Source organism: Pseudomonas sp. SW-3, assembly GCF_016615645.1.
Classification (GTDB): domain Bacteria; phylum Pseudomonadota; class Gammaproteobacteria; order Pseudomonadales; family Pseudomonadaceae; genus Aquipseudomonas; species Aquipseudomonas mandelii.
This window is the reverse complement of record NZ_CP067098.1, coordinates 2,440,570-2,454,788: the sequence shown is the minus strand read 5'-3', so window position 1 is coordinate 2,454,788 and position 14,219 is coordinate 2,440,570. Positions and strand designations below refer to the sequence as shown.

The following is a 14,219-nucleotide window of genomic DNA, read 5'->3' as shown; positions in this document are numbered from 1 at the left end:
TTGATCGACGCCGACGTGTCGGCCTCGATCAGCCATGACGACATTCTTGATAAAAATAAATACGAGGATTGATGACATGTTAGACAGGATCGTAGGACCCATCTTGCCCGTCGCCTTTGTGATCGCGCTGGGCTATATCGCCGGCAAGCGCGGACGGCTGACCCATTCGGACAGCCTGCTGATCAGCCGCCTGGTGCTGGGCTGGATATTCCCGGCGCTGCTTTTTGTCGGGATGGCGAGCACGCCCCGTGAACAGCTCTTCGACTTCAAGTTCATCGTGGCGACGTTCATCGGCATCATGGGCATGTACACGATAGCGCTGGCAATCGGCTGGTTCAGCACTCGCGATCTCAAGGTGGCAACGCTCAAGGGCTTCGTGAACGGTTATCCAGACGCCGCCTTCATGGGCATCCCTATCCTGGGTGCAATGTTCGGCGCGGGCAGCATCTACTCGGTGCTGGTACTCAACCTGGTCGCGAGCCTGGTGATGATCCCGCTGACGACCATGTTGCTCACCATCGCCGATGGAAAGGCCAGTGGCGGCCAGGCGTTTTTGTCGAGCCTTTCAGGGGCGGTACGTCGTCCCCTGATGTGGGCGCCGGCCCTGGGGATTCTACTGTCCGTGCTGCAGGTCGAGTTGCCTGCGCTTGCGGCGGAGTCTTTCACCCTGCTCGGCAAGGCCACGCCCGGTGTATCCCTGCTGTGCCTGGGACTGATCATGTCGTCGGAGAAACTGAAAATGTCCGGTGAAGTCTGGGGCAACCTTGGGCTCAAGCTGCTCATTCACCCGGTGTTAATGTTCGGCGCCACGGTACTGCTCGGCACTCATGGCCTGTACGCACAACAGATGATCCTGCTTTGCGCCCTTCCATCGGCGACGATCCCGGCGATGTTTGCGAACCAGACCGGCGCCTATCAAAGCGAAGCCGCGACCTCCATTCTGGTCAGCACCGTGCTGTCGATCGTGACGTTCTCCTTTGCGATCTACCTGATTGATGGCGGGCTTGCCGCTGCTTGACTGCTGGCTCGCGCAGGCGCCAGGCTGGAATCGCTGCAGCGGCAGAGGCGTTAAATAAACGCGCCGGAGGCTGATACCACCCCCCTAAAAAACGGGACGCCAAGCGTCCCGTTTTTTACAAACACAAATAGAACAAACAACCTGTGGCGAGGGAGCTTGCTCCCGCTGGCTGCGCAGCAGGCCCATCTGTTAAGGCCGCCTCGCCACCCAGTGCAAGCAATCCCCCTCACCACAGGTCAGCAACTACTTAGACGGCTCAACCCTATCCAACACCCGGTTCGCCGTAATCTCCGCCACCATGATGCTGTTTGAAATGCCCAGCAAGGCATAGCGCGACTCCCCCTCCAGATGATCCACCAACTGATGGACCATCACGTCGACCGACGCCAACGTCTCGACCAAAAAAACCGCCAGGGTTTCGGCTGTGGCTTCTGGGTCCACGGAAAACAGTTTGCTGGAGCTACGCGGGGTGGCTTTGATATCGGCGTTTGATGGGAAGTGGAAATCGAGGGCGCGTTCGGCTGCTTCGTTGAGTTTTTTTGAATCGGGTTCGTAGGGGGACACTGGATCGGTGTCTGGTGGGTTAGGTGTAATTTTGAACATAAGCTCGCTTCTCAAATTGAGCGCCAACCTTCTTGCTGCTAAACGAGAGGGAGGCAGCTGTACGCAGGTTAGCAGACCGGGGAAGCTAGCAAAGCCGGCGCGCCCGAAGGCGCCCTGCGCACAACCACCATCAAGTGCAGGCGTGGGAATGCCTGACTGACAAGAGCTCGTGCAGCTTGCTTGTAACCCCGGGCTGCTAAACCCGATCACTGAAGGGCAGTGACACGAATCAAGTTACCGAGCGGCCCATAAGCGCACAAGCCGGCGGATTCTGGTGCAGCCGTAGGCAACGGCGCAAGGTTTTGTAGCTTTCAGGACGTAACCTTGAGGGCGTTTAAACATGCGCGCTCAAGGGTTGTTGAAAAAGCTGATACGCGCTTCCTACAGGCGGTGAAAGCTTCGAAAAAAATTCAGGAAGCCACTGCCGTATTTACAAGATGACCGTCGCAAGTGTGATAGCAACGTGGTCTCTTGAATCAGCCTGTTATCGACCAAAAGCAGACACTCAAAAAGCGTCCTGAACGATCAGGTTCTCATGTCATGAAATCATCCAGCTGTCGTACCATCGTCACATCGACAGAACGGAGGTTGATATGGGAAATGGTCAGGGCAGACGAGTCGTTGTCATTGGTGCAGGCATCGTTGGCGCGTCATTGGCGTATCACTTGGCCGGTAAAGGCGCGAATGTCACCTTGGTAGAGGCTGAAGATATAGCTTCGGGAGTGACTGGCAGCTCATTCGCTTGGCTCAATACCTCACACCCCGAACCTGACCCAATTGCGCAACTGCGCGGTTCTGCCATCAAGGAGTACCGCCGACTCGAAACGCAGCTGCCTGGTCTGGAGATACGATGGACAGGTGCCTTGTCTTACAGCGTGATGGCGATTGGAGCGCTGCCGATCCCAGGTCACCAAGCTTCGGCAAATCTGGTGTCTCGATCGCAGATTCTCGACCTTGAACCAAATCTCAAGAACCCTCCCCAGTCTGCTCTATATGCGGCTGAAGAAGGAGCGCTGGACGCAGTGGCAGCTACGCATGCGTTGATCGCAGGTGCCCAGGCGTATGGGGCGAAGATTCTCACTCAGACGCGAGTGCTCGGTTTTGTAACCCAGAGTGCAACGGTGACCGGAGTCGAAACAACAATAGGCATCATCGATGCCGATATTGTCGTATTGGCAGCCGGGACAGGCATCACGAAGCTGACAGACATGCTTGGAGTGTCCCTGCCGATAGAGGCCTCGCCTGCCATTTTCATCCGTTACAAGTCACAACCCAACCTCGTGCACACCCTCATCTCCAGCCCTGAAATGGAAGTGAGGCAAAGTTCGGATGGTGCGTTGCTGGCGGCAGAAGATTACCTGGACGACGCCATGGAAAATCAGCCGGCAGCGATAGCGCTTCGAACTGCCAAGACAATCCAGAACGAACTCCATGGTGTTGTTTCCATAGATCCGGAATGGGCTTGTGTCGGACTCAGGCCCATGCCTGCCGATGGCATCCCCATCATCGGTTATCTACCCAAAGTAGGTGGCGTCTATGTTTGTGCAATGCACCCCGGAATTACTTTGGCGGCAATAGTGGGACGTCTGGCCAGCGAGGAGATCATCGATGACAAGGCGTCCAGTTCCCTTTGCCCATGCCGGCCCGATCGATTTTTGCAAGCGTAGGGGATCCTCTTGTGAGGCAGCAATAGGTCATTTCCGGCCTCTCGCGGAGATAGAATAGCGACCGCTGGTTCTTTCTGTGATGAGCTGATGCTTCGTCCGGTCGATATCAGGCATAACCCGTAGTCGATGCCTTATGAAGCTCCACCCTTAAAATTCCAACACTCAGCGATGGAATGAGAATGTCCAAAAAAACCATCTATGCCAAAGAATTCGACATCTGTGTTTCGATGTCAGATTTAGTAACCTGGGAAGGTGACCAGAAGGCTCCCAGCGCCGACCTGCAGGCGGTATTTACCACCCTTGAAATTCCCGTCAACATTATCGAACTCCACGAGTTGTATTTCGCCCACCTTTACAACGGCTACGGCGACGTGCATGTGTATCATGCTCAAAATAACGGAGGCAGTATTTTCGCAATCGACTTGTATCGAGAACTCACGGACCAGCAAGATTTGACAGGTCTATTTCTGCGTATTGAAAGCCCTGCATTTGATCAGGCACTCGCCCATCTCCGGTCATTCTTTGACAGCGCCAGGTGCCAAGTTGCCTTTGAGCAGGCAAGCTACTCTAGGCGACTTCGCGAAACGCTTGACGAAAGCAGATACCCTCGACTGGTCGAAGTCGATCACGACTTCATACAGCAGCATTACACTCATCGGTGACGCTAGCCAACCAGACACTGCACAAGTCCGATTCAGCTTTGGCATTTAGCAGTTGCGCCGATACTGTGTTCACTTGCCGATCGCCTCCTTGCGACCAAAGAATGCGATCACCCGGCCCAATGCCGTCTCGGTACCGGCACGCAGGTCCATCGGCTCAGTGGAGAGCCAGATAGCATTGATTCGAATCACTGGAGCAGTTCGCGGGCGAAACGGACGCAGCCCTCTGGACCAGAGGCGGCCATTTCAAAGTCATGATTTGCTCACCGAGAGGCCGCTCTGTGGTTACGGCACGATCAGTTGAGAGTATGGCGGTCGCTCTGAGCGGCATGAAAGCTGACAAGACGGTTGCTGGCCGAATTCTGCGGTTGCTGACCGGCAGCCATGGGTCGGTTGCTGCCCTTCGCGACGGGCTGTAATCGGCCAATTGCTGCCCCTCGCGAGACAGCAATCCGGCAATAAGCGCATCAATCTTCGGTTAAAGCGGAATAATCACTTGAGGATGAAAGAAGAGGAACTCGCCGCAATATGAGCCGCAGATGCGGCTCATATTGTGCTTTGTGAAATAAGAAGATCTTTTAGATTACCAGAACCGCCGCCCCAGTCGTGCGTCGCTCTTCCAGATCACGATGCGCTTTTACCAATTGCTCGAACGGATACACCCGGCTCGGCTCGACCTTGATCAGGCCATTGCTGATGGCGGCGAACAAGTCTTTGGCGGCGTGGGCCAGTTGTGGCGCGGTGGCGACGAACACCGGCAGGATGGGCCAGGTCAGTTTCAACGAGCGTGGTGCCAGGGCGAACGGGTCGATCAGCGGCGGATTGCCGGAGGCTTTACCGAACACTACGAGGGTTCCGCGTGGTGCGAGGACCGCCAATGAGTCGTTGAAAGTGTCTTTGCCGACCGAGTCGAACACGGCTTTAACGCCGGTGCCATCGGTGAATTGCAGCACCCGCTCAGCGAAGTTCTCCTCTTGGTAGTTGATGACGTGATTACAGCCAGCCGCTAGGGCAATGGCGGCTTTTTCGTCGGAGGACACAGTGCCGATCACCCGCAAGCCCAAAGCCTTGGCCCATTGTACGAAGATCAACCCGACGCCACCGGCTGCCGCGTGGTAGAGCACTGTGTCACCCTTTGCCAGGTCGACGACTTCCTTGAGTAGATAACGTGCGGTCAGGCCTTTCAGGAATGCCGCAGCGGCCTGATGATCGGTGATCCTGTCAGGAATAATCGCTACGCGGTCGGCGGGGTATAGGCACAAGGTTGTGTAAGCGCCATGGACGTCGTCGGAGTAGACCACTCGATCCCCCACTTTGACCGAAGTTACATCACTGCCCACCGCTTCGACGATACCGGCGGCTTCATTACCGAGGATCGCCGGGAACGAAGGTACTGGGAATGTGCCGCGACGATAATAAACTTCGACGAAATTGAGGCCGATCACGGTGTTGCGAATCAACACTTGCCCGGCAGCTGGCGCGCTAACTTGAACTTCTTCAAAAACCAAAACTTCGGGAGCGCCATATTGGTGTATGTACGCGGCTTTAGCGGTATAGGTCATGAGTGTTTCCTTAGCGATATAGAGTAGGTCCCGCGATAATTTGCTTGGAGAAGTTGATCGTGGATTTACCCAAGTGTTGATAAATTAGCTCCAACACCCACAATCTGTGACGCGGGATTCGATAATTAATACTGATAGTTTTGGACTGAGGATTACCGCCGCAGCCGTTACGTGTGCGTAACAATCCGCATCAGATATGAATAAGGCCGATGTGCGTTTAACAGCCGCACCCACCGCCCCGCAGTGTTCGGCTGACCAAAACTGGTGAAGTGTTCCACTACCTTGCGGAGCCATATATCGGTGAACAGAGATCGGCATTTAAGGGCCTGATGCAAGTCGCGGGGGAACCCAGCTACATTTTGATGCCGCTAGCTAACGGAACTGCGCGTCCAGTCAGGACCGGTATGCCGGAACTCGGCATTTTCTCAATCAACTCGATCGACTTTCAAATACGTCTTTGATGAAGGGCAGTGCCGAGTAGACGGTCGACCAGCCTGAGTAAAACGCCAGTTGAGTCATAACGTGCGCAACTTCCACGCGAGTTAGACCATAGTCCATGCTTCGGTTCAAATAGAAAGGCAGCACTGTAACCTGTGAAGTGGCAATCACCATGCAGACTGTGATCAGGCACCGATCTCGCGGCGAAAGGCCGGGCCGGCGCCATACGTCGCTGAACAGTATGTCGTTTGTGAATTGAACCAGCTCAGGCACTGTCGTGCCGAATTTTTCAACGACGGCAAGCGCACGCTGCTCTTCGGCAGCGGCATCAACCGGGAGCAAATTGACGATGGCTGGTGACAGCTGATCTGTCGTAATACCGCGTTGCTCGAAGACTGATCTCGTCACCTCCACAGCTGACATCGCGTTAGCCCATCCTGTATAAAACGCCAAGTGCGCAATGATTTCCGAAATTTCGTCAGGGCTTACGCCATTGTCGAGCGCGAGATCCAAATAGCTGGTCATGTGCGCACTCTGATTACGCGAAATCATTACCGAAAGCGTCACAATACTTCGGTCTCTGGTGGACAGTTCTGGGCCTTGCCATAGCGCGCCGAAAAGCACTTCTTTGGTATAGCGCTCAAGTACGGGCGATGCCGATTTTATGTTATCGAACATGCTTGTTAATTCGGGACTTTCAGAAGGGTGCATACAAAACTCCACAGTAAGTTCGAAACAAGAAAAGATTGTAGTGTTCGAATTACAAATTGGCGGATTCAAGGGTTGTAAACGAGGTTCTTCTCTTTGTCACGTGATTGAAGATAATGATATCTGTGTACAGGCTACGCTTTTTAGATTGGATGTAAATCATACTCAAGTATGAGCGAAAGAGTGTGCAGCTAAAATCGGTTTGGGCGAGCCCAAACGGACTTGGTTTTGGCTATTTCATTTCGTGCGACTAAGGCTGTCAACTAGTACCACTTGGCGGAGTTTGAAATTCTCCTCGATTAGTACCTGTAGATCGTAATCTCGAGATCTTACTAAGTTATCTTGTCCTTGAGCAAAAAATTAAAATTCCCAAACAGACAGGTGATTTCACCAGCTTTCGCTGAAGAAAGAAGGATCCGTCATTGAGCGTAGTTTGGAGCCAGCTACTCCGCCAGCTTGGATTTCCCATCTGGAAGTCCCGACCTTTTCCCATAACGCTCTATATTGATTTAGCTCCAGGCGAGATCGCAGGACTGACTGCTTTGGGTCGATAACTGCCCTTCGCGACGGGTAGGAAACGGCCCTAAACGGACATTCATGGCAGGCAATTATTGGCTGGCGGTTGTCTGTCGCGAAATAGTTATTCCAGCGTCATGAGCTATTAAGATTGAGTTGTAAAAAATCGCATTTGTAATTAATCGCTGCATCTTAATTGCTGGTGCGTTGATGGTGGTTTTTAACCATGCCAACCGCGTATCCGTTTGACTTAGATCAACCCGTCGATGCAACACCCTGCTGGCTCAATATTGAATGTTTTTGCATCGACGTGGTTGAAATGCACACATTAGCGCAAGGTTTATTTATTCAATTCGTTGAGGTGCGACAGTTTTACATCCCCGTAGAGAACTCAGGTGGGTGTTTGATTGCAGTTCGTATCGTGCGTAAGGCGTCATCGTATTGACAAAGTAAATGCAAAGCCCAGTCGATACGTGTGCGGATGCGAATATCATTTTCGTCTGAGGGAATTTCGCTATTCATCATCGATTCAACATTTCTTATGATGAGTTGTTCAGGCAAATACATGATCCGGCTGTTTTTGTAGCTCGAAGCACGCAATTCAGCAATTGGATAGGCTCCCCCGAGCCCAGCCGAAACCCCCACCAGGAGCGCAGGCTTGTGTCCAAGCTCACCGAGTCCTGCGTACAAAAAGAAATTTTTCAGCGCCGGGCAAGCCATGCCATTCCACTCCGGGCTGATCACGATCAGTGCGGTAGCTTTTTTGAGGATGGTTTGCTGGACATTCCAGATTCCATCAATGTCTTCTTCTGGCCACAGCGGTAGCCGACTGGAAGCCAAGTTCAGCAGTTCGCCTGAATCACAAAGACCAAGTTGCTCTAATCGGTCGCGCAAGTATTTTGCGACTTTGAGTGATTGGCTGTTTGATCTATTCGATCCAGACAGCAGAACGATATGACGGCTCATTGCGCCACCTTCTGTTTAGCCTTGTGTGCTTTGGGAGTGACACGGCGTGAACGCACGATGGGCCAGAACAACTCTTCTTTCCAGCTGATCGGTGACAAGTGTTCGATGCCGTATAAGGGCGGACGCCGGCGGGTAATTTTGGCCGTACCGAACAGGATGTCCCAGAAGAACAACAGGTTGCCGAAGTTGCCCTTGTAATGCGTGACACCATCCTCGGCAGTCAAGCCGTGATGGGCTGAATGAGTGGAGGGGGTGGAGATCGTTCGCTCCAGAACCCAGACAATAGGACGCAACACACGGATGCCGTACAGTTTGTCGTCCCACGCAACGCTGCTGTGCGCTGCGAAGATGACGATCATCTTCAGGATCAGATAAACATAGTAAATATGCGCAAGCCCTAGATAGATCAGTATGCCGGACAGCCAGATGCCGGGCATCAGCATGTAGTAGAAGCTGTTGTTTCGATAAACGATGCGGACACTCATGTAGGGCGCGGAGTGATGAGCGCGGTGCAGCGCATAAAGTGCCGGGACCCGATGTGTCAGTCGATGCCACCAGTATTGAGTCATGTCATCCAGTACTAGAAACAACACGAACCCTGCGACCCAAGGAATGGTGGCCAGGGCGCCTTTCATTTCCGGAACAGCCAGGCTCAGGATTTTTCCACTGAGCCACATGACACTGGGGAACGTGATTGCAACCAGGATCCCGGAGCCTATGACTTCGATCAGTACGTCACGCTTCCCGCTCAACGGGTGTCGGAGCGAAGAACACGCGAGTTCCAGCAAGATGAAGGCAAGGAATATCCCGGCCACTACTACGGAAGGATTGTTGGCGAGCATTATTGTATTCATGGCACTCTCGATTAAGGCCCTTGCGGGCAATGCCCTTTCATTAGAAGCCAACGAGTAAGCCGTCCCTATGCGCGAAACGGACAAAATTGAGCGAGAACAGGTCAATCGTTCCCCCCAGCGCTTTCACCGCGGCAAACTGGGCCAGGTGCTGGAGCGTTTCCTGGATAGCCAGGCCCTGAGAGAAAACAGGGATTACAGCCTGATCGAGCTGGATCAGCTTTGGCGCGAGGCGGCGCGCATCGATCCGGCGATCGGGTTGAAACTGTTCACGCTATTCACGCCTCAGGACTGGCACGTCCTGGCCTATCTGTGCTTGTACAGCCCCGACGTTTTATCATCCATGAAGCTTTGGGCCCGGTACGCGCGGCTTGCGGCGGACACAGACACGGTGAGACTGCTCAATGATGAAAACGGCGTCGGCATCGAGCTGTGCGTCGATGCGCCCAGTGAGCTGGCGCGCTATGTCATTGAGCACTACGGCGCAATGTCCATCGCGCAGTTGCGGCGTGGAACAGGGCAGCAGGTGCAGCCGGTCCTGGCAAGATTTACTCACTCTCGTCCGTCGTATTACAAGCAATACACCCAATGGTTTGGGGGCCGTGTCGAGTTTGACTGTCCGATTAACTGCTTCTATTTCGATGCTCGAAGCTTGAGCCTGCCGATGCAGACACGTCATCACGGGATGCTTGAGTTATTGACCCAGGAACTGGATCGACGGATCGCCGTGCATCGGAATTTCAGCGGTTGGTCAGCCAAGGTTGCTGAAGGAGCGCGACGATCTCTAGCGAGAGGTGAAACTCCCAATCTGGACAATCTGGCGAAGGCGCTGCACCAGACGCCAAGGACCTTACGGAGACGACTGGAAGAGGAAGGTACAACCTTCAGGCAATTGCTCGATCAGATTCGCGCAGAATTGGAACTGCATCTTGAATTGCAAGGAGAGTCATTAACGGAGATTGCAGCTCAACTAGGCTACAGCGATTTGACGGCGTATCTCCACGCCCGAAGTCGATGGCGTGACAGGAAGTAATGTGGCGGGCCCGAACTTTTCGGAACAACAGCGTTACCTCACAAATCACCTCATCCCACGCCAGTAATTTCCTTTGAAAAAAGGGGACGGATTTATTTTTAACAGCGCTTCAGGCACCTGGATCACAAATAAATCAGCCCCCTTTTACACATGGCTGCCGGTGCGACAGGGAGCAATGGGCTCTTTGAGATAGGCATATGGATCATGCCCCTTCATGTGGGCTTAGATATCCAGACAAATTTTACCGAAATGCTGGTTGGTTTCCTGATACTTGAACGCTTCGACAATCTCGCTCAAAGGGAAATGACGATCAATAATCGGGCGCATGCCATTAGCATTGATGGCCCGGATCATGTCTTGCTGCTGGCTGCGGCTACCCACCAATACACCCTGCAGACGCACTTGCTTGATCAGTGCCGGTACAAAATTCATTGCACCGCTTACGCCACTCAATATCCCGATGACGGAAATGTGACCAGCAACCCGAATTGCAATCATCGATTGCTCAAGCGTCGCAGGGCCGCCGACTTCGATGATGTGGTCAACACCACGGCCACCCGTTAGAGCGCGTGCAGTTTCGCCCCAGTTAAGGTCTTTGCGGTAATTGATGACATGATCAGCACCTAGAGCTTTCAGACGTTCAAGTTTTTCGTCGCTTGAAGAGGTCGCAATGACGGTAGCTCCGGCCATTTTAGCGAACTGCAGGGCGAAAATTGAAACGCCACCAGTGCCTTGAACGAGCACGGTGTCGCCCGGCTTGAGTGAGTCATCGGCCATCAGGGCGCGCCATGCAGTAAGGCCAGCGGTGGTAAGCGTCGACGCTTCAGCATGGCTGTAGCCAGTAGGCGCGAGGGTAAACGATGTGGCTTTGGCCGTCACTTGCTCACGAGCGTAGCCGTCAATGCCATCGCCTGGCACGCTGACAAAGCCTTCAACCAGTGGCACACCGTCGATCCACTCCGGGAAGAAGGTGCTGACGACCGAGTCACCCACCTTGAATTCAGTGACATCAGGGCCGACAGCAATGACTTCACCTGCACCATCGGCCATGGGGATGCGTTTTTCGCTAGGGCCCCACATACCGCTGACCACCGCGAAGTCGTGGTAGTTGAGCGAGTTGGCGTGAAGTCGTACGGTGATTTCGCCAAGCGCTGCGGCTTGGACTTCGCTGCTGCCAACCACAACGTTTTCATAGCCGCCACCGGGTTGGACGAAGATCGTTTTGCTGCTCATAGGGAATTCCTTATGTTTTCTAATTACGCGAAATAACGAAATGAAAGTTTAAAAATTACAATTCGATGATCAACCTGGCCGCAAAGTCGTCAATTGCCTGCTCGTTGCGCCGGTAGTAAGTCCACTTTCCGATGCGGGTGGTTAGCACGAAGCCTGCGCGCTGCAAGATAGCTAAGTGTGCAGACGCGGTAGAAGGTGAAAGCCCTGCCTTGTGCTGCAAATGGGTTACGCACACCCCTATCGCAGGATCTCCATGATCCTGAGGTGGGAAATTATTAAGTGGGTCTTTGAGCCACTCCATCATTTGCATGCGAGTGTCATTGGCCAGGGCTTTGAGCTGTTCGAGTATCATGGTCGGCAATGCTACGCTTTTTTACGAAATGTTCAATAAATAATCTATTAGCATTGGCATGGGTTTGAAATCAAAAACACTCATCCAGCTGAATCGCCCCTACTTTTGTCGATGTATTGGATGACTGCTTGAACTGTACCGCTCTGGTAGACATCCCCGGTCTATGTTTGTACGTCTGGTCGATTGCTGTCCTTCGTACCAGGCAGAAAATCGGCCAGAAGCAGTATGGGCGGATAGCCAATAGGCACAGCCTACCGCTTCACTCCTCGCCGCCTCCATACAACCCCAACCGCCGATCCCGATGCAAATCATTACGCGCACTAATCCGCTTATTCCGCGCCTCAGCGAGGTTAAGTGTCGCCAGCAAAATCTGCTCTCCCCCCTGCTCCGCCGGCCCCGCCAACGGATACCCATCAGCATCGACAATCACCGAACCTTGCACCCATCCAACCCCGCGTTCATGCCCATGCCGATCACACGCGGCAATGAACATCCGGTTCACCGACGCATTGGCCTGAACCCGCACCACCTCGGCCGGGCGCTCGGTTGGCGGCCTCGGTCCATCGGGCCAATTGACGGGAGCGCAGAGCAATTCTGCACCCGCCAGCGCCGGCAGTCGCACCCATTCCGGAAACTCCAGGTCGTAGCAAATCAGCATGCCGATCCGTCCATGGACCGTTTCGACCACCGGCGGCGCGTCGTTGCCGGGGCTGAAGATTTCGCTTTCCGCGTCCCACAGGTGTGCCTTGCGATACACGGCGCGCAGGCCTTGGGGGTCGATCATCGCCGCGCTGTTGGCCAGTGCATCGCCTTGCAGTCGTTCGCAGAATCCGGCCACTACAACGACGTTCAATTCTTTCGCCAACGCCGTCCACAGGCGCAGGGTTGGTCCGTCGGTTGTTTCGGACAGGGACAACGCTTCGTTGCGGTCAGCAAACAGGTAGCCGCTCTGCACCAGTTCGGGCAGCACCACCACTTGGGCGCCTTGCAACGCCGCCGAGCGAATCGCTCGTTCTGTCAGTGTCCGGTTGTAAGCGAGGTCGCCTATTTTCGGTGCCACTTGGCAGCAGGCGACCACGGTATTTTTCACGCGGTTCAACGTCCCTCCTCCACTGGCTGATGAGCCATGGCAACAATGTCGCTCTCGGTGATCGAGTCGATGATTCGGCGTTCGTATTCAAGGTCGATCGAACGGCTGAGCAGGTAATACGCCAGGCCCGAAACCACCAGGCCGACCAGCCAGGCGATGTCCACGCCTTCGAGCATGCGCGCCAGCGGGCCGACGAACACTTCTTTGCCGGCGGCGGCATCGAAGATGTAGAAAAACGGCACCATCGCGGCAAATCCGATCAGGTACGAGACGATCCCTCGGAATTGCCAGGCGCCGTAGATGCCCTTCGGTGTGAAGAAATGCGGGATCGCGTAGCGGCCTTTGCGCACGAAGAAGTAGTCGACCAGATTGACCGCGGTCCAGGGCACGAGGAAGTACAACAGCAGCACGAGGAAGGTGTTCAACAGCGCGATGCCATCGCCCTTGATCGACAGCACGCAGGTCAACAGGATGACGCTGATCGCGGAGATCGACATGACCCGGGCGCGAGGGGTTGGCGTGATTTTTTTGATCGAGTCGACGCCGGTCAATAACGTCAGCATGGCGCTGTAAGTGTTGAGCGCGATGATCGGCAGGAAGCCTGCCACGGAGACGATGACCAACACGTTGCCCAGGCCCGGGATCATCGACGATCCGACCTGGTTAAGCGCCACCAGCGCATCCGCCGCTTTCAACTGCTGCGCGAGCCAGGCGCCGAGGCCGATCATCCAGCTCCCCGACAATGATGCGCCGATGAACACGGCGGCGATCAGTTTTGGCCGACTGGTGTTTTTCGGCAGGTAACGGGAATAGTCGGAGACATAGGGCGCGTAGGAAATGTTGTAGCTCGCGCCGATGGCAAACAGCGTGGCGAACGCAACCCAGCTGAAGCCCAGGTCGGTCGCCGGGGCGACGCCTTCCTGGCCTGCACCGAACATCAGGGCGATGGTGACTAGCGCATACAGCGGCAAGGTCGCCAGCAACGCCCATTTGAAGGCTTTGTGCATCAGGTCGTGGCCGTAGATCGACAGCAGCGCGCCGATCAGCACCACGACGATGGCGACAATGGTCGGGTCGATGCCGAAGACGTGTTCAAGGCCGTTCATGATCAGCGAGATGTTCACCACGTTGAAGCCGACGAACACAAACATCGTCGCCATCAAGGCCAGGATCACTCCGCGATACCCGAACTGGGCACGGGACTGGATCATTTGCGGGAGGCCCATTTCGGGACCTTGCGAGCCGTGAAAAGCCATGAAGATGGTGCCGAACATGATCCCGAGCGCACCGGCCAGCATCGTCCACAGCGCCGACAAGCCAAGGCTTGGGCCGACAAAACCGATGGAGATGGTGAAGAAGTGGAAGTTGCCTAAAAACCAGAAAGGGCCCTGGCTGCTGAGCTTGGCGTGACGTTCGTTTTCCGGAATGTAATCGATCGAGTGGCCTTCGATGGCCAACCCGCCACTCGCCTCGAGGGCGTGCGCAGAATGAGGAGACCCTGACATACGATTGTTCCTATGCAG

General features: G+C 54.6%; 13 protein-coding genes. 4 read left to right on the top strand and 9 right to left on the bottom strand.

Going from position 1 to position 14,219, the window contains the following annotated elements; genetic code table 11:
* Nucleotides 1-103 precede the first annotated feature (103 nt).
* Nucleotides 104-1,018, top strand: coding sequence for an AEC family transporter (locus tag JIO00_RS10905; RefSeq protein WP_234452944.1), 915 nt, complete (start codon nt 104-106; stop codon nt 1,016-1,018).
* A gap of 243 nt (nt 1,019-1,261) precedes the next feature.
* Here the strand turns inward: JIO00_RS10905 and JIO00_RS10900 are convergent, their stop codons facing one another.
* Entirely contained in the window at nt 1,262-1,621 is a 360-nt protein-coding gene (locus JIO00_RS10900) for a DUF6124 family protein (protein WP_200668181.1), read from the bottom strand.
* Nucleotides 1,622-2,214: 593 nt separating this feature from the next.
* Here JIO00_RS10900 and JIO00_RS10895 point away from each other — a divergent pair.
* Together JIO00_RS10895 and JIO00_RS10890 are read left to right on the top strand one after the other, a co-directional pair.
* A complete protein-coding gene (locus tag JIO00_RS10895; protein ID WP_010458982.1) occupies nt 2,215-3,288 on the top strand; it encodes an NAD(P)/FAD-dependent oxidoreductase in 1,074 nt (357 codons plus the stop codon).
* A gap of 179 nt (nt 3,289-3,467) precedes the next feature.
* The gene (locus JIO00_RS10890; protein WP_033040639.1) at nt 3,468-3,950 is read left to right on the top strand and encodes a hypothetical protein; all 483 of its coding nucleotides are present in this window, start codon (nt 3,468-3,470) and stop codon (nt 3,948-3,950) included.
* 575 nt (nt 3,951-4,525) lie between these two features.
* Here the strand turns inward: JIO00_RS10890 and JIO00_RS10885 are convergent.
* From JIO00_RS10885 to JIO00_RS10870, 4 genes are all read right to left on the bottom strand, one after another.
* Entirely contained in the window at nt 4,526-5,509 is a 984-nt protein-coding gene (locus tag JIO00_RS10885) for a quinone oxidoreductase family protein (RefSeq protein WP_200668179.1), read from the bottom strand.
* Between the two features lie 429 nt (nt 5,510-5,938).
* A complete protein-coding gene (locus tag JIO00_RS10880) occupies nt 5,939-6,658 on the bottom strand; it encodes a carboxymuconolactone decarboxylase family protein (RefSeq protein ID WP_234452943.1) in 720 nt (239 codons plus the stop codon).
* An 885-nt stretch (nt 6,659-7,543) separates the two neighbouring features.
* Nucleotides 7,544-8,137: an NADPH-dependent FMN reductase gene (locus tag JIO00_RS10875; protein WP_010458976.1), complete on the bottom strand. Its 594-nt coding sequence runs from the start codon at nt 8,135-8,137 to the stop codon at nt 7,544-7,546.
* Entirely contained in the window at nt 8,134-8,991 is an 858-nt protein-coding gene (locus tag JIO00_RS10870; protein WP_154504140.1) for a sterol desaturase family protein, read from the bottom strand. The genes JIO00_RS10875 and JIO00_RS10870 overlap by 4 nt, the downstream gene beginning before the upstream one ends.
* Before the next feature lie 67 nt (nt 8,992-9,058).
* Between JIO00_RS10870 and JIO00_RS10865 the strand changes: the two genes are divergently transcribed.
* Nucleotides 9,059-10,021: an AraC family transcriptional regulator ligand-binding domain-containing protein gene (locus JIO00_RS10865; RefSeq protein WP_010458969.1), complete on the top strand. Its 963-nt coding sequence runs from the start codon at nt 9,059-9,061 to the stop codon at nt 10,019-10,021.
* A 222-nt stretch (nt 10,022-10,243) separates the two neighbouring features.
* Here JIO00_RS10865 and JIO00_RS10860 read toward each other — a convergent pair whose 3' ends face one another.
* The 4 genes from JIO00_RS10860 to JIO00_RS10845 form a co-directional block, all read right to left on the bottom strand.
* On the bottom strand, nt 10,244-11,254 hold the full coding sequence (locus tag JIO00_RS10860; protein WP_083377148.1) for a zinc-dependent alcohol dehydrogenase family protein: 1,011 nt from the start codon (nt 11,252-11,254) through the stop codon (nt 10,244-10,246).
* A 55-nt stretch (nt 11,255-11,309) separates the two neighbouring features.
* A complete protein-coding gene (locus JIO00_RS10855; protein WP_010458965.1) occupies nt 11,310-11,606 on the bottom strand; it encodes an ArsR/SmtB family transcription factor in 297 nt (98 codons plus the stop codon).
* 259 nt (nt 11,607-11,865) lie between these two features.
* Nucleotides 11,866-12,705 (bottom strand): nitrilase family protein, encoded by an 840-nt coding sequence (locus JIO00_RS10850; protein WP_200668177.1) that lies wholly within the window; start codon nt 12,703-12,705, stop codon nt 11,866-11,868.
* Nucleotides 12,702-14,201 carry a purine-cytosine permease family protein gene (locus tag JIO00_RS10845; protein ID WP_083377150.1) on the bottom strand — a complete coding sequence of 500 codons (1,500 nt, stop codon included), beginning with the start codon at nt 14,199-14,201 and terminating at the stop codon, nt 12,702-12,704. The genes JIO00_RS10850 and JIO00_RS10845 overlap by 4 nt, the downstream gene beginning before the upstream one ends.
* Nucleotides 14,202-14,219 lie beyond the last annotated feature (18 nt).